The organism is Halomonas sp. CKK8 (genome assembly GCF_029625235.1).
GTDB classification, from domain to species: domain Bacteria; phylum Pseudomonadota; class Gammaproteobacteria; order Pseudomonadales; family Halomonadaceae; genus Halomonas; species Halomonas ventosae.
Map to the genome: position 1 here is coordinate 1865056 of NZ_CP121193.1, position 13956 is coordinate 1879011.

Genomic DNA, 13956 nt, shown 5'->3' on the forward strand with positions numbered 1-13956 from the left:
TGTCGTCGGGGGGCCGGGGCTAGCCCTGGTCGCTGGAGGGCGGGGGTGTGCCGTCCTCGCGATGGATCACGAGGATGGTCTTCTGGTTGAAGCTGACCTTCCGGCCGTAGGCCTCGGCCGCCTTCTTGGTAGCAAAGTGCCGGGTGGCTCGCCCGGAACCGCTCCTCTGCACGCTCCAGCCCCCCTTGGCATTCGGTACTACGTGGTGCGTCGACCGATTCATCATCGTCCCTCCTTTGCGGTGGACGTAGCGGGATGGCGTGTGCTGAATTATAGCGTTCGCGTCACGTGGCAAGGCGATTTCGGCGCGGCGCATGACCCCGGTCATGTCATGGCGACCTCACCGGGAAAACCGGCCAACTCCGAGGGCACGGGCGCGGCTACACGAACTCAGGATCCTCCGTCCTGACGGTGATCGCCTCCTCCTCGCCGGGCACCATCACGGCGAACTCGCCCCCGCCGAGGTGGGTCACCGAGTGGCCCTCCCTGGTCCGGAAGGCAGGGAGGCCGCTGCGGGTCGCACCGGCGTGCTGCAGGTCGCTGAGATCCCGGACGCTGACGAACATGTCGATGAAATACTCGTTGCCGGCCTGGTCGAAGGCCAGGATGGTTCTCTCGTTTCTGGACACGGGGACACCTCGGATGGACAAGCCTGGGGTTCATTCTAGCCGCGGCCGGCGGGCGTCTTCCATTGCCCCGTGCCGCGGGTGGTGATCCGCCCGACGACAGCGGGTATCCTCACGGCGATGAATCAGGATGCGGCCGTGGCGCGCCGGCCCGGTGACGGGGGCGAGCAGGTCGGCCGCGGGATGGAGGAGATGCGCCTTGCGCCTGGACTATCAGGGGCTGCTGCCCGAAGCGGTGGGGTTCCTGCTGCTGCCGCGCTTCTCGATGATGGCATTCTTCTCGGCGGTGGAGCCGTTGCGGATCGCCAACCGGATCACGGGGCGAGCGCTGTTCGAGTGGACGCTGATCAGCGAGGACGGCGCGCCGGTCACGGCCTCCAACGGCATGACGCTGCTGGCCGACCGTGCCATTGGGGAGGTGCATCGACTGCCCTCCCTGGCGGTCTGCAGCGGCTTCGGTCCCGAGGACAGCCTGAGCCGTCCCCTGATGGCCTGGCTGCACCGCCTGGACCAGGCCGGCTGCGTGCTTGGCGGGCTCGATACCGGTGGCTTCCTGCTGGCGGAGGCGGGCCTGCTGGAGGGCGAGCGCGTCACCCTGCACTGGGAAAGCCTGCCGGCCTTCCAGGAGCGCTTTCCGGGCATCGAGACCTCCGACGAGCTCTTCGAACTGGGGCAGCGGCGCTTCTCCTGTGCCGGTGGCACGGCGGCGATGGACATGGCCCTGGAGGTGATCGCCCGCCGCCACGGGTCGCGCCTGGCGGTCGATGTCTCGGAGCAGCTGATCCACGAGCGGATCCGCACCCGCAGTGACCAGCAACGCATGTCGCTGGCCAGGCGCCTGGGGATCCATAACCGCCGCCTGGTGGAGGCCGTCTCCCTGATGGAGCGCCACCAGCAGGTGCCCCTTTCGCTGGAGGCGGTGGCCAGCCGCAGCGGGGTCTCCCTGCGCCAGCTGCAGCGCCTCTTCGAACAGCATCTCGGCACGTCCCCCCGGGCGTGGTACCTGAACCTGCGACTGGAGCGAGCCTGGCACCTGCTTGCCGAGACGGACAGCGATGTCCTTTCGGTGGGGTTGGCCTGCGGCTTCACGTCAGGCTCCACCTTCGCCCGAGCCTTCAAGGCCCGCTATGGCCTGTCGCCGCGGGAGGCGCGGCGACGGCACGCCGTTGCCGAGGCGTCGGTGCTCAAGCCCTCGTCGGACGAGCCTGGGTGAGGGGCAAGGCCTTATCCAGGTGGTGCGGGCCAGAGCGCCACTTCATGGCGAGCGCGTAGCCTCTGTCAGCGGGTCGAGCCCCATGACCGCCCGGTGGAGCTCGGCCTTGCGCGCCTCGAGGCAGTCGAGCCAATCGAGGCACTCTTTCTTAACGCCTCCTGGAGGGGGGGTGTCGGGCATCGACGCGATGCATGCCCGGACCCAGGCCTGCTGGGCGCAGAGATCCTGAAACTCGCCGAGCAGCGTCTGGCGCTGCTTCAGGCCGGCGAGGAAGGGGCCGTGTCGCTGTGGATCCAGCTCCGCCAGGTAGCGAATGCGCTTGACGGTCTTGCGCAGTTCATGGAGCGAAGAGTCGGGGGAGTCGTCGGCAAGGGCCGCCAGGTCGGCGTCATGCTGCACGATCCGCTTGGCCAGCACCGCCTCGACCTGTTCCGGCGTTACCGCCCCGAGCGCCTGGCGAAACCCCTTGTCCGAAAGGAACTCCCGCCATCGCGCCATGTCGCGGGCATAGCCCTGCTGTGCCATGGCGTGGCAGAGGGTCGCGTGACGCTCCCGGGCCTGATGCTCCAGCCAGTCCTGCAGCCTCTTGCGGGCCTGCTCCGATAGCGAAGCTGGCTGCTGGTCCAGGGTCTCGAGAAACACATCCAGGTCCCGCAGTTCGCTGGTGGCCCGTGCGCGATGCTTCAGGCGCTTGAGGACCTTGCCGAGGCCGGGTACCCGGAAGATGGCCCTCAGGGACTCCCCGATGGCGCGGCTGCGCCGCAGGTTGACGCGATACTGGTGCAGGAACTCCGGGTCGAAGCCGGCGATCACGCCGGGCTCCAGGACCCTCACCATGCGGTATTGATGGGTCAGCAGTCCGAGGAGGCGCTTGTCGGTGCGTGCGCGGTCGAGGTCGGGTGCCCGCGGGGCCTGTTTCCTGAACAGCGCATGGCTCGCCTCGCTCGGCGTCAGCCGGAAGACCCGTTCGCCCCGGTGCTTGCGGAGATCCTGCCAGCTCTCCACGGGCAGGGAGAGGCTGAGCAGCCCGCCGGTGGGCAGCTCGGCGGCCGCCTGCCTGCACAGCCAACGGGCGAGCTTGGTCAGGGCCGGGTTGTGGCCGATCAGCATTATCCTGTCACAGTCGGGCGGGCGGGCCATCAGCCATCGGCGAAGCGCCTTCCAGTCGAAGGTGTGAAGCGCCTTTGTGTATCGGGTGCGACTGTCGAGGGATGACCCAGGCAACTGCTCAGCGATGCCCAGCAGGGTCTGGCGGGTGCGGGTCGACGTGCTGACGTGGATCTCGCCATCCAGGGCGCCCAGGCGCTGCAGGGGCTTCGCCATGGCCGCCACCTGGCGTCGTCCGCGTCGGCTGAGGGGCCGGTGACAGTCCTCCATGCCGCCGCTGGCTCTCGATGCCTTGGCGTGACGCAGCAGGTAGAGCTCTTTCATTAGTGCCTCCCCGACGATGGCCTTCTTGGCACAGCCTAGGTCAGGGTGGCTGCGCTGGTGCTATTCGTCCTGCCGATGACGCGGTCGTGGACGGCGGGCTTCCCTGTCACGGCGCCGTTGGCGGGCCAGGGCGTTGCCGTTGGCCAACTGCACCAGGAACTCGATTTCATCGTGGTCGAGTGGCCGACGCCTGTGCTCAGACATGTCATGTCCCTCCCGGCAGGGTGCCTCCAATCGACGCTAGCGGCGGGAGATTTCAGTCAGATGACGTCCAGGGGGCAGCATGATGACACGCAACAAAAAACCGCCACCCGGCATGATCCGTAGGGGGCGGTTTTACTTATGTTGCTGGTCGAAGCGACAGGGGGCGAACCTGCTACTTTGCAACCATATAGCCTACATCGGCGTCAGGCGGCGTGACTTGCTGCACCTTACGCTTTCCGTCGACAACGGGGCTGTTGAGGGAGGTGGCGAGCTCGCGTTCTTTTACGAGATCGCTCATGGTTCGGGATTCCTGTCAGTCAAGGGAGAAGGGCTGGGCCCCCGGCATAAGCCCTGCTAGGCCTTGCCAGGGGCCGGGCCCTCGACGTTCCGAGGGCCTGGCCAGGCGCTGTTTAACCCAGCTGGTTCTGCTGAGAATAGCTTTGCATCAGGTTAGCGTAGGCGGGCAGATGGCCGGCCAGCAAGCCGCCGAAGCCCTCGATATCATTGCGCCAGTCACGGTGCAGTTCGCAGCCCACCCCGAACCAGGTCATCAGCTGGGCGCCGGCCTGGGACATGCGATCCCAGGCGGCGTCCCGGGTGGTCTGGTTGAAGGTCCCGGAGGCATCGGTGACCACGAAGACCTCATAGCCCTCCTCCAGGGCCGAGAGCGCCGGGAAGGCCACGCACACCTCGGTGACTACCCCAGCGATCAGCAGCTGCTTCTTGCCGGTTGCCTTGATGGCGGCGACGAACTCCTCGTTGTCCCAGGCATTGATCTGCCCCGGGCGGGCCAAATAAGGCGCCTGCGGGAACATCTCCTTGAGCTCCGGCACCATGGGGCCGTTAGGACCATCCTCGAAACTGGTGGTGAGAATGGTGGGGAGTTCGAAAAACTTGGCGATATCGGCGAGGGCCAGGACATTGTTCTTGAAGTCGTCCGGGCTGAAGTCGCGCACCAGGGAGAGCAGGCCGGCCTGATGGTCCACCATCAGCAGGGCCACGTTATCCTTGTCGAGTCGATTGTAGGTAAAGGACATGGTCTTTCTCCTTTCGCTGTCTTTGGCAGTCAGGGGGCTGCCCGGCGACCATCGCCGAGCAGTAGTGGGGCATGAGTCGATTCATGCGCCGCTCGGGTTGCCGAACTTCCCGGCTTGGAAGTCAGCAAAGGCTTGGTGGAGCTCGGTCTCATGATTCATCACGAAGGGACCCTGCCCGGCCACCGGTTCGTCGATGGGCTCACCGCTCAGCAGTAGCAGCTTGGCGTCGTTGTTGGCTTCCAAATGGAGCGCCTCACCGCGTCGCTCGAAGGCGACGACGCTCTCGTCGCGGACGATGCGCTCGCCGTTGACGAGTACCGTGCCCTCCAGCACGACCAGCAGGGTGGTATGGCCCTCGGGCACGTCGAGCCGGACATCGCCGCCGGCCACCAGGCGCAGGTCCCAGACGTTGATGGGGGTAAAGGTGCGCGCCGGGCCTTGCCGATCGAGATAGCTGCCGGCCACCACTCTGAGCTGGCCGGCATTGCTCTGCAGTTTGACTCGGGGGATCTCGCTGTCGAGAAGGGTCTGGTAGGCCGGCGAGGCGGACTTGTCCCGGGCCGGCAGGTTGACCCAGAGCTGCACCATTTCCAGCAGGCCACCAGACTCGGCGAAGGCCGAAGCGTGGTACTCCTCGTGGACGATGCCAGCGCCGGCGGTCATCCACTGGACATCGCCCTCGCCGATCTGGCCGCCATGCCCCGCCGAGTCGCAGTGTTCAAGAGCTCCCTGGTAGACCAGTGTCACGGTCTCGAAGCCCCGATGGGGATGGGCCCCCACGCCTCGCCGATGGCGAGTCGGGCCAAAGCGATGTGGGCCGGCATGGTCGAGCATCAGGAAGGGGCTGATATGATCGGCGCCCAGGCGGTCATAGCTGAGCAGGGAGCGCACCGGAAAACCGTCGCCGACCCAATGGCCGCGTGGGGCACCGTATACTGCCTGGATCTTCTTCATCGTTGGCTCCTGTGATGACAAGGGAGAGTCACTTCCCGATGAAGAAAGCCTATTTCATGAACGATCTGATCGGTATACGCTGAAAATGGCACTCAGCGTTTCATGGATGGGACGAAAGCATGCAGGACCTCAATGATCTCTACTACTTCGTTCAGGTGGTGAACCATGGTGGCTTCGCCCCTGCCGGGCGCGCCCTGGGCATTCCCAAGTCCAAGCTGAGCCGTCGCATCACCCAGCTCGAGGAACGCCTCGCCACGCGGTTGATCAACCGTTCGACACGTCACGTCTCGGTCACCGAGCTGGGACAGGCCTACTATCGCCACTGCCTGGCCATGCTTGTGGAGGCGCAAGCCGCTGAGGAGCTGATCCAGCGCCATCACGCCGAGCCCCAAGGCACAGTGCGGCTGAGCTGCTCGCCCAGCGTGCTGCACTACCTGATCACGCCGCTGCTGGTGAACTTCATGGCGCGCTGTCCCAAGGTGGAGGTTCAGGTGGAGGCCACCAGCCGGCGGGTGGACGTGATCAAGGAGGGCTTCGATCTGGCCATCCGCGTACGCTTCCCGCCGCTTGAGGACAGCGACCTGACCATGAAGGTACTCGCTTCAAGCCCTCAGCGGCTGATGGCCGCCCCCGCCCTGTTCGACAACCGGTCACGGCCCCGCAGCCCAGCGGATCTCGCCGAGCTGCCGAGCCTCGACTTCGAACAGTACGACCATCGCCACTGCTGGGACCTCGTGGGGCCAGAGGGGGCCAGCGCGCAAATCCTCCACTGGCCGCGGCTGGTCACTGACAGCGCAGAGACCCTGCATGCAGCCGCCCTGAAAGGGCTCGGCGTGGTCAAGCTGGGGCTACTGGTGGGCGCTCGGGATATCCAGGCCGGGCGCCTGATCGACGTCCTGCCAGGCTGGGAACCCCGGGGTGGAATCCTGCATGCGGTTTTCCCCTCGCGGCGGGGGCTGCTGCCGGCGGTGCGGGCGCTGCTCGACTTCCTGGACGAGCAGATCGCAGAGGAGGACTTCGCTACCCAGGAGGCGCTGATCAACGCGCAAGGAACTCCTTGATGGATAAACGCCGACTCCCCTATAGACGCCCACGATACCGCCCACGGTGGCTATGACCTTTCTGGTTGCATCCGATAAGAAACACTACGTTTTCTTTACATCATGAGTTTGAATTATCCTTGAAGAAAGGTGCCCATAATTTCATCTACTCGCAGTGATACCGAGGGACAGCAGATGCGTGCAGAGCCTAGCACTATTGAAAAACACACAGCGGCAGTGCTGGACGCCGCCGAACGCATCTGTGGCTCTAGGATTAAATATCGCAACTGGTTCCACAACGAACCAATTGATGTGTTCGACTACCAAACCGCTGATCAGCTTGTGGCTGCCGGTCGCACCGAGGCGCTGTGCCGCTATCTGCGGTCACTGGATGCCGGCTGGCTTGGATGAGGCGGCAACTGCTAAGAGTTCTTCGGTAGTTCTTCACGAGGCTCAGTCCTGATGGTACGCCGATCCATTTGGCAAGCCTGTCAATGGAGAGCTACCCCCCGTTACTCGGTTATCTGATGGAGGCTGCGGTGACGAATCGACGCGATACGCCACCTGAACGGCTACGGGGGAGCGTCATCAAGTATGAGCCCCCGCTGGAGCCTGATGCAGAAGAGGAGAGTTGGGCGATGCTCGGCACTGATGAGCCGGAAGAGCACATCACAATCGCAGTCTGGCGGGCGGCCATCGAATTGTTTGAGGGTGATAGAACAGCGGCAGACCGCTGGTTACACCATGAGGCCATGGGACTTGGGTCCTGAATTCAAGTCCATGATCCCGCGCTTCCTGACGGTGGCGGCGAGTACGCCGCCGATGCCGTACCGGTTCCTGAAGATGGCTGACTCTCATGCGTAATCAGGTACTGTTATGTCGTGGAGGGGAGATCCACTGGCGCTCAAGGTCAAGGATTGCACAGCAGGCCGTTCACACCTCGTGCTGCGAAACGGTGCTGTCCGACTCAGACCAGGATGTCGCTGTCATGTCGACGAAGTGCCCGAATTCCCAAGGGTTGAGGGGGATGAGTTCAGTCTCATTTCAGGTTCCTGCGGTATAACCAAGGCTCCCCTGATACGATTTAAGAGGTTAGATTATGCGCAAGTCACTGCTGGCCATGACACTGTACCTGGCCACTGCCTCCGCCTTCGCCGCCGGTGAACATGGTGGCTCCCACTCCGCCACGCCTGTGGCCGAGGTTGACCGTACTGTCCAGATCGAAGCGGGCGACATGTGGTTTGGCCCCGAGGAGCTCAGCATCACCGCTGGAGAGACCGTCCGCTTCAAGGTCGCCAATACCGGCAACCTGCAGCACGAGTTCGTGATCGGTGATGCCGAGGCCCAGGAAGCGCATCGCGAGATGATGCAGGCGATGGGGGATAGTCATGGCGATGGCCACGATGGTCACGGTGGGCATGACATGGCGGAGGGCGCGCATGGCGGTGAGATGCCGTCCATCACCTTGGCGCCGGGCGAGACCACCGAGCTGATCTGGACCGCTCCCGCTGACGTAGATACGCTCGTCTATGCCTGTAACATTCCGGGCCATTACGAATCCGGGATGTTCGGAGAGATCAACCTGGGCGGGTGACTTGGACGCATGAAGCTCTTGCTGCTCGAAGATGACGACTTGCTGGCCGAGAGCCTCGCCGAATCCCTCAAGGACAACGGTTTTCGGGTCGACCTGGCTACGTCCCTGAGAGCGGCCGAGGCGTTCACGGCCACCGAGACCTACGAGCTGGCGATCATGGACCTGGGCCTGCCCGATGGCTCGGGTCTCGACCTGCTGAAGCGATGGCGCCAATCGGGTCGGGACCTGCCGGTGCTGATCCTGACGGCTCGTGATACCTGGGAAGACAAGGTCGTCGGCCTTGAAGGCGGCGCGGATGACTACTTGACCAAACCCTTCCACGAAGCAGAGCTCATCGCCCGGGTCAAGGCGCTGCTGCGCCGCAAGTCGGGGAGACTCTCCGTTCAGCTGACGCTGGGTGGCGTTTCCCTGGACGAGGCCAACCAATGCGTCCGGGTGGCCGACGGCCCCTGGCACCCCCTGACGGGCACCGAGTTCGTGCTCCTGCGCTACTTCATGCATCATCCGGGGCGGGTGCTCTCCAAGGAGCACCTCCTCAACCAGCTCTACGCACTGGAGCAGGATGCCGCGGCTCCCAATCTCATCGAGGTCTACATTGCGCGGCTGCGCCGCTACCTGGGCAAATCGAGCATCCAGACCCGTCGCGGCCAGGGCTATGTCTTCGTTACGGATTGATCGTCGCAGCCTGCGTATCCGGTTGCTGGCGTGGCTGTCAGGTATCGCCCTGCTGGTCACCGGGTTGACCTGGCTGCTGCACGGCATCCTGCTCAATGACCTGGCTCGGGACTTTCTGGGGGAACGGCTCGAACGCGAAGCCGATCACGCCATCGAGCAACTGCGCCGCGACCACCTGGCCACCGCCCGTGTCCTGGATTCTGCCAGCCGCGGTTTCGAGATTTTCCATCACCTCTATGTGCTGCGTCTGGGCGATGAGGTCTCGGCCTCTCATCCACGCTGGCAGGATGCGCTGCTGTCACTGCTGGACAGTGACGAGTCGCTGGTCGAGGTTCGTGAGGCAGGTCAGCATCTGCTGGTCTTTCGCCAGCCCTTCACCCTCGACAACGAACAGGGGGTGCTACTGATCGGGGAGGATTTCTCCCAGGTGGAGGCAGGTCTTCATCGTCTGCACTGGTGGGTCGGTGGCATCGCCGCCGGCCTGCTGATCTTGCTGGTGGTGCTCAACCTGCTGGCCGTCAGCCGAGGCATGGTGCCGCTATCGCGGTTGCGCGACCAGCTCAGTGAGCTGCGGGCCGGGGAACGCGATCATCTCTCTCTGGACGTCCCCTCCGAGCTCGACAGTCTGGTCGGCCAACTCAACCACTTCATGGACGAGATCGATGGCCGTCTGCAGCGCTCCCGGGACTCGGTAGCCAACCTTTCTCACGCGCTAAAGACGCCCTTGGCCGCGGTCATTCAGGTGCTGCGCGGCTCGCGCCCCATCGATGCCTCGCGTCGCCAACGCCTGGTGAAGCGCCTGGAGGAGATTCACGCTCAGCTCGATGTCGAGCTTCGCCGCTCGCGCATCGCGGGTCCCAATGCCGGGCGCCTTGCCGATCCGTGTCGCGACGCTCGCCGACTGATCGAGATGTTCCGGACGATTTACCCGAACAAGCGCTTCATCCTGGAAATGCCCGAAGGCACTGGCCACCGCATCCCCATCGAGTCGCAGGACCTCTCGGAGATGATCGGTATCGTGCTGGACAACGCTGGCAAATGGGCGACCGAGGAGGTTCACTGCGAGATAGCCCTGGAGGATGGCCTCAGCCTGCGGGTCGAGGATGACGGCCCTGGGGTAGCAGATGATGATCTCGCCCGTCTCGGTGAGCGCGGGTGGCGCCTGGACGAGTCACGTCCCGGCTATGGGTTGGGCCTCTCGATCCTGAACCAGCTCCTGAAACGCTATGCCGGGAAGGTCCAGTTCGGGCACAGCACCCTGGGTGGCCTAAGCGTGGAGATTCACGTGCCCTATGCAAAGGAAGCGCCGTAACCTGGCATTTTCAGGCGTGATTCAGCTTGCCCCGTCATGATGCCGCATTCAGACATCGACGGGAGTCACAGATGGCACGTTCCAGCGTCATTACGCATCCGCTGTCGCGCCGACAGTTGCTCAAGGGCGGGGCCGCATTGGGCATCGGCTCGGTAGCCGCCCTTGGCCTGCGCCCTGCCTGGGCCGATCCGTGGGGGCAAACCAACGTTTACGCCAAGGGGGTCGAGAAAGGACCGGAGGTTACGCTGGCCATCCGTCGCGAATCACTGACCATCGATGGCCAGGCGGCGCAGCCGATCACCATCAACGGCGAAAGCCCCGGCCCGATGATCCGGCTCAAGGAAGGCCAGGATGCCGTGCTCAAGGTGACCAACCTGCTCGACCAGCCGACGTCCATTCACTGGCATGGCCTGATCCTGCCACCCGACCAGGATGGCGTCCCCGGCGTCAGCTTCGCCGGCATCGCTCCCGGCGAGACCTTCACCTACCGCTTCCCGGTGCACCAAAACGGCACCTACTGGTACCACAGCCACTCCGGCCTGCAGGAGCAGCTCGGCCATGCCGGGCCGCTGATCATCGATGCCGCCAAGGGTGAACCCTTCCGCTACGACCGCGAGCACGTGCTGCTGCTCACCGACTGGACCTTCCAGGACCCCATGGCGGTGTTCCGCAACCTCAAGACCGCCGAGGGCTACTACAACTTCCAGGAGCGCACCGTCGCCGACTTCTTCGCCGATGTCAGGGAGAAGGGCTTCGCGGCGACGGCGCAGATGCGTGGCATGTGGGCGAAAATGCGCATGAGCTCTCGCGACATCGCCGATGTCACCGGCAGCACCTACACCTACCTGCTCAATGGCCACTCCGCCGAAGAGAACTGGACGGCGCTGTTCAAGGCCGGCGAGCGGATCCGCCTGAGGGTGATAAACGGCTCGGCGATGAGCTACTTCGACGTGCGCATTCCCGGCCTGAAGATGACCGTGGTGGCGGCCGACGGACAGCCGGTGCAGCCGGTGCCGGTCGACGAGTTCCGCATCGCGGTGGCCGAGACCTACGACGTGTTGGTCGCACCCGAGGACGACACGGCCTATACGATCTTCGCCGAATCGATGGATCGCAGCGGCTATGCCAGGGCCACCCTGGCGCCGCGTGAAGGCATGGCGGCGGAGATTCCCGAGCGACGCAGGATTGCCGATCGCGGCATGGAGGCCATGGGGGCCCATGGCATGGACCATGGCGACATGGCCGCCATGGACCAGGCCGGGATGTCGAGCATGGACCACGCGGGGATGAGCGACATGGACCATGCCAGCATGCAGGGCATGGCGCAGGAGCGCAGCAGAATGAATGCCAACGGCATGCTGGCGGCGGGAGTGGCCCAGCCGGGGTCTCGCTACGGCCAGGCGGGCATCGGCATCGCCCCCGATGAGCGCCGGGTGCTGGTCTACCGCGACCTCAGGGCCTTCACCCCCTGGCCGGACCGCCGCGAGCCGCAGCGTGAGCTGGAGCTGCATCTCACCGGCAACATGGAACGCTACATGTGGTCCTTCGACGGCAAGAAGTTCAGCGAGGTGACGGGGCCCATCCGCTTAGAGAAGGACGAGCGGCTGCGCCTGATCCTGGTCAACGACACCATGATGGAGCACCCCATCCACCTCCACGGCATGTGGATGGAGCTGGAGAACGGCCAGGGCGAGCTGATCCCGCGCAAGCATACCCTGAACGTCAAGCCCGGCGAGCGAGTCTCGGCGTTGATCACCGCCGACGCCGAGGGCAGCTGGGCCTTCCACTGCCACCTGCTCTACCACATGGATGCCGGCATGTTCCGGGTCGTCAAGGTCTCGTAAGGAGAAGGCATGAATACCAGAATCCCCATGATCGTGGCCGGTGTCGTGCTGGCCACGGCCACGCTCTCCGTCGCCCAGGCCCAGGGCGGCTATGATGCCCCGGACGACTGGCCCGCCCCCATGGCCGAGCACCACATGGCCATGGCGCTGTTCGACCGACTCGAATACGCCGTGCCCGACAAAGGGCACGAGGAACTGGTCTGGGACTTCCAGGCCTGGTACGGCGGGGACGTCAACCGGGTCTACCTGAAGTCCGAGGGAGAGAACGTCCAGGGCGATGGCGAGGATGCCGAATTCGAATCGCTGGAGCTGCTCTACAGTCGGCTGATCGCCGACTTCTGGGAGCTGCAGGGTGGCGTTGGCTACCAGGGCGGCGTCTTCTCCGACGACCACACCGAGCGCGGCTACGGGGTGATCGGCCTGCAGGGTGTGATGCCTTACGGCATCGAGACCGACCTGGCGCTGCAGGTGAGCGACGAGGGTGACGTCTCGGCGAGCCTTGAGGGCGAGTTTGATCTGCGCCTGACCCAGCGCCTCTATCTTCAGCCGCGTACCGAGATCGCCGTGGCCGCGAGTGACGTCGAGGAGTTCGGCGTTGGTGAGGGGCTCAACTCGGTTCGGGTGGGCATGCGCCTGGGCTATGAGGTGACCCGCCGCTTCGCGCCCTATGTCGGCGCCTACTGGGATAAGCAGTACGGCGATACCGCCGACATCGCCCGCCACCATGGCGATCCCACCGAGGATACCGGCGTCGTCGCCGGCGCGAGGCTGATGTTCTGACCCTCTGATCTATCTCGCGCACGACGCCACCACCCGGTGGCGTCGTCGTCTCTGGCGATCGTCACATGGATTGATCCGGGTCAATCGCCTCAACCATCACGTTCAGCCTGAATTCAGAGACCGCCGCCACACTGACAGGCACAGGAGACATCGTCAGGCGATTGGCGGTGGATGGTGAATCATCACAGGAGCAGCGCATGGTGCCCTACCCCCAGATAGACCCGGTGGCACCGGGAGGTACCCATGGACAAGAGAGTACAACATCGCCTGTTGATGGTCTGGCTACCGTTGGCAGGCATCGTCGACGTGGGCGGCTACCTGATGGCGACAGGCCATCAGCTACATCTCTAATCAGGCGTTGCCTCTGCTGTTTATGCTCGTTTGCCCCCTGATGCAGCTCTTCCTGCATCACCACCATGGTGGCCGGCACGATCAAGGCGATGGCAACTGAATCACGGCTAACAGGGAATGGAGGTTGATCATGTCACATCACGATCATCGTCCCGGCGTTTCACAAGCGTCGCTGGTCACTCGAAAGTTGAAGGTAAAACCCGACGCGGCAGGGCATATCTCGGCGGCGGTAACCGAGATCGACACGCTGTCTGGCCTCGACAGCGTGTCTTACGACGCGGACCACCGAAAGCTCCACCTGGCCTACGATGCCAAGCGGTTGTGTATCGATGATATTGAGGAGGTACTGGCACGGCATGGTGTGGACATCAGCTCCGGACGCTGGAACCGGATCAAGGAGGACTACTACCGCTTCATCGATCAGAACGTGAAGGACAATGCCAAGCAGAAACCCTGGAGCTGTCACTAAGCCAGGTGATGGCGAGTCGTTGAGCAGGAGCGCGATATGGCGGGTGTTCGCTGGCCGGGGTGGTGGCGCTCGTGGCCGGAGTGGCATGTGGTCATGTTCACGTTACTGCTCAACGTGCCCTGAGAGTTTCCGACGCTTGTCATCCATATGTCACCTAGCACCAGGCACAACAAAAAACCGCCACCCGGCATGATCCGTAAGTGGCGGTTTCTCTTGATGTTTCTGGTCGGAGCGACAGGATTCGAACCTGCGACCTTTGCAACCCCATTGCAACGCGCTACCAAGCTGCGCCACGCTCCGATTCCGTTTTCGGGCTACCTGGCCTGTGGATCCTGGCCCCCGAGAACGAGGCGTATACTAGCGCGTCGCGGGGCAAATGAAAAGTCCCTTTTGCGCTTCCTTATCAATTGCTTGGCCGGATGTCTC

15 protein-coding genes and 1 tRNA gene are annotated in these 13956 nt (G+C 64.1%); 9 read left to right on the forward strand and 7 right to left on the reverse strand.

The genetic code is table 11. The features are described 5' to 3' along the window. Nucleotides 1-19: 19 nt before the first annotated feature. Complete coding sequence (locus P8934_RS08890; RefSeq protein ID WP_278033867.1) at nt 20-223, reverse strand: DUF2188 domain-containing protein; 204 nt, start codon at nt 221-223, stop codon at nt 20-22. Between the two features lie 157 nt (nt 224-380). Further along, nucleotides 381-629 carry a hypothetical protein gene (locus tag P8934_RS08895; protein ID WP_146131980.1) on the reverse strand — a complete coding sequence of 83 codons (249 nt, stop codon included), beginning with the start codon at nt 627-629 and terminating at the stop codon, nt 381-383. Nucleotides 630-825: 196 nt separating this feature from the next. Here P8934_RS08895 and P8934_RS08900 point away from each other — a divergent pair, with 196 nt between their 5' ends. Further along, nucleotides 826-1839: a GlxA family transcriptional regulator gene (locus tag P8934_RS08900; RefSeq protein WP_278033868.1), complete on the forward strand. Its 1014-nt coding sequence runs from the start codon at nt 826-828 to the stop codon at nt 1837-1839. A 42-nt stretch (nt 1840-1881) separates the two neighbouring features. Here the strand turns inward: P8934_RS08900 and P8934_RS08905 are convergent, their stop codons facing one another. From P8934_RS08905 to P8934_RS08920, 4 genes are all read right to left on the reverse strand, one after another. Next, nucleotides 1882-3270 (reverse strand): CHAD domain-containing protein, encoded by a 1389-nt coding sequence (locus tag P8934_RS08905; protein ID WP_278033869.1) that lies wholly within the window; start codon nt 3268-3270, stop codon nt 1882-1884. Between the two features lie 376 nt (nt 3271-3646). Next, nucleotides 3647-3772 carry a hypothetical protein gene (locus P8934_RS08910; RefSeq protein WP_278033870.1) on the reverse strand — a complete coding sequence of 42 codons (126 nt, stop codon included), beginning with the start codon at nt 3770-3772 and terminating at the stop codon, nt 3647-3649. Nucleotides 3773-3884: 112 nt separating this feature from the next. Continuing rightward, on the reverse strand, nt 3885-4511 hold the full coding sequence (gene ycaC, locus P8934_RS08915) for an isochorismate family cysteine hydrolase YcaC (RefSeq protein ID WP_278033871.1): 627 nt from the start codon (nt 4509-4511) through the stop codon (nt 3885-3887). 81 nt (nt 4512-4592) lie between these two features. Then, on the reverse strand, nt 4593-5465 hold the full coding sequence (locus P8934_RS08920) for a pirin family protein (RefSeq protein WP_278033872.1): 873 nt from the start codon (nt 5463-5465) through the stop codon (nt 4593-4595). A gap of 119 nt (nt 5466-5584) precedes the next feature. On the opposite strand from P8934_RS08920, the gene P8934_RS08925 reads away from it, so the two are divergent. The 8 genes from P8934_RS08925 to P8934_RS08960 all read left to right on the forward strand — a co-directional run bounded on the left by P8934_RS08925 (nt 5585) and on the right by P8934_RS08960 (nt 13530). Next, complete coding sequence (locus P8934_RS08925; protein ID WP_278033873.1) at nt 5585-6526, forward strand: LysR substrate-binding domain-containing protein; 942 nt, start codon at nt 5585-5587, stop codon at nt 6524-6526. Nucleotides 6527-6700: 174 nt separating this feature from the next. Beyond that, the gene (locus P8934_RS08930; protein WP_278033874.1) at nt 6701-6916 is read left to right on the forward strand and encodes a hypothetical protein; all 216 of its coding nucleotides are present in this window, start codon (nt 6701-6703) and stop codon (nt 6914-6916) included. 688 nt (nt 6917-7604) lie between these two features. Then, on the forward strand, nt 7605-8099 hold the full coding sequence (locus tag P8934_RS08935; RefSeq protein WP_278033875.1) for a plastocyanin/azurin family copper-binding protein: 495 nt from the start codon (nt 7605-7607) through the stop codon (nt 8097-8099). A 9-nt stretch (nt 8100-8108) separates the two neighbouring features. Further along, nucleotides 8109-8774 (forward strand): response regulator transcription factor, encoded by a 666-nt coding sequence (locus P8934_RS08940; protein ID WP_278033876.1) that lies wholly within the window; start codon nt 8109-8111, stop codon nt 8772-8774. Then, complete coding sequence (locus P8934_RS08945) at nt 8695-10086, forward strand: sensor histidine kinase (protein ID WP_278033877.1); 1392 nt, start codon at nt 8695-8697, stop codon at nt 10084-10086. Before P8934_RS08940 ends, P8934_RS08945 begins: the two co-directional genes overlap by 80 nt. 71 nt (nt 10087-10157) lie before the next feature. Then, nucleotides 10158-11930 (forward strand): copper resistance system multicopper oxidase, encoded by a 1773-nt coding sequence (locus P8934_RS08950; RefSeq protein WP_278033878.1) that lies wholly within the window; start codon nt 10158-10160, stop codon nt 11928-11930. 9 nt (nt 11931-11939) lie between these two features. Next, nucleotides 11940-12710, forward strand: coding sequence for a copper resistance protein B (locus P8934_RS08955; RefSeq protein ID WP_278033879.1), 771 nt, complete (start codon nt 11940-11942; stop codon nt 12708-12710). A gap of 481 nt (nt 12711-13191) precedes the next feature. Beyond that, a complete protein-coding gene (locus P8934_RS08960) occupies nt 13192-13530 on the forward strand; it encodes a cation transporter (RefSeq protein WP_278033880.1) in 339 nt (112 codons plus the stop codon). 223 nt (nt 13531-13753) lie between these two features. Here the strand turns inward: P8934_RS08960 and P8934_RS08965 are convergent. Then, nucleotides 13754-13830 (reverse strand) — tRNA-Pro (locus P8934_RS08965). Between the last annotated feature and the right edge of the window lie 126 nt (nt 13831-13956).

What these genes read in the sequence shown, in the direction of transcription:
- P8934_RS08930 (WP_278033874.1), top strand. Translation starts at nt 6,701, where the DNA reads ATGCGTGCAGAGCCTAGCACTATTGAAAAACACACAGCGGCAGTGCTG.
- P8934_RS08940 (WP_278033876.1), top strand. Translation starts at nt 8,109, where the DNA reads ATGAAGCTCTTGCTGCTCGAAGATGACGACTTGCTGGCCGAGAGCCTC.
- ycaC (WP_278033871.1), bottom strand. Translation starts at nt 4,511, where the DNA reads ATGTCCTTTACCTACAATCGACTCGACAAGGATAACGTGGCCCTGCTG.
- P8934_RS08950 (WP_278033878.1), top strand. Translation starts at nt 10,158, where the DNA reads ATGGCACGTTCCAGCGTCATTACGCATCCGCTGTCGCGCCGACAGTTG.
- P8934_RS08955 (WP_278033879.1), top strand. Translation starts at nt 11,940, where the DNA reads ATGAATACCAGAATCCCCATGATCGTGGCCGGTGTCGTGCTGGCCACG.
- P8934_RS08905 (WP_278033869.1), bottom strand. Translation starts at nt 3,270, where the DNA reads ATGAAAGAGCTCTACCTGCTGCGTCACGCCAAGGCATCGAGAGCCAGC.
- P8934_RS08925 (WP_278033873.1), top strand. Translation starts at nt 5,585, where the DNA reads ATGCAGGACCTCAATGATCTCTACTACTTCGTTCAGGTGGTGAACCAT.
- P8934_RS08910 (WP_278033870.1), bottom strand. Translation starts at nt 3,772, where the DNA reads ATGAGCGATCTCGTAAAAGAACGCGAGCTCGCCACCTCCCTCAACAGC.
- P8934_RS08920 (WP_278033872.1), bottom strand. Translation starts at nt 5,465, where the DNA reads ATGAAGAAGATCCAGGCAGTATACGGTGCCCCACGCGGCCATTGGGTC.
- P8934_RS08960 (WP_278033880.1), top strand. Translation starts at nt 13,192, where the DNA reads ATGTCACATCACGATCATCGTCCCGGCGTTTCACAAGCGTCGCTGGTC.
- P8934_RS08890 (WP_278033867.1), bottom strand. Translation starts at nt 223, where the DNA reads ATGAATCGGTCGACGCACCACGTAGTACCGAATGCCAAGGGGGGCTGG.
- P8934_RS08935 (WP_278033875.1), top strand. Translation starts at nt 7,605, where the DNA reads ATGCGCAAGTCACTGCTGGCCATGACACTGTACCTGGCCACTGCCTCC.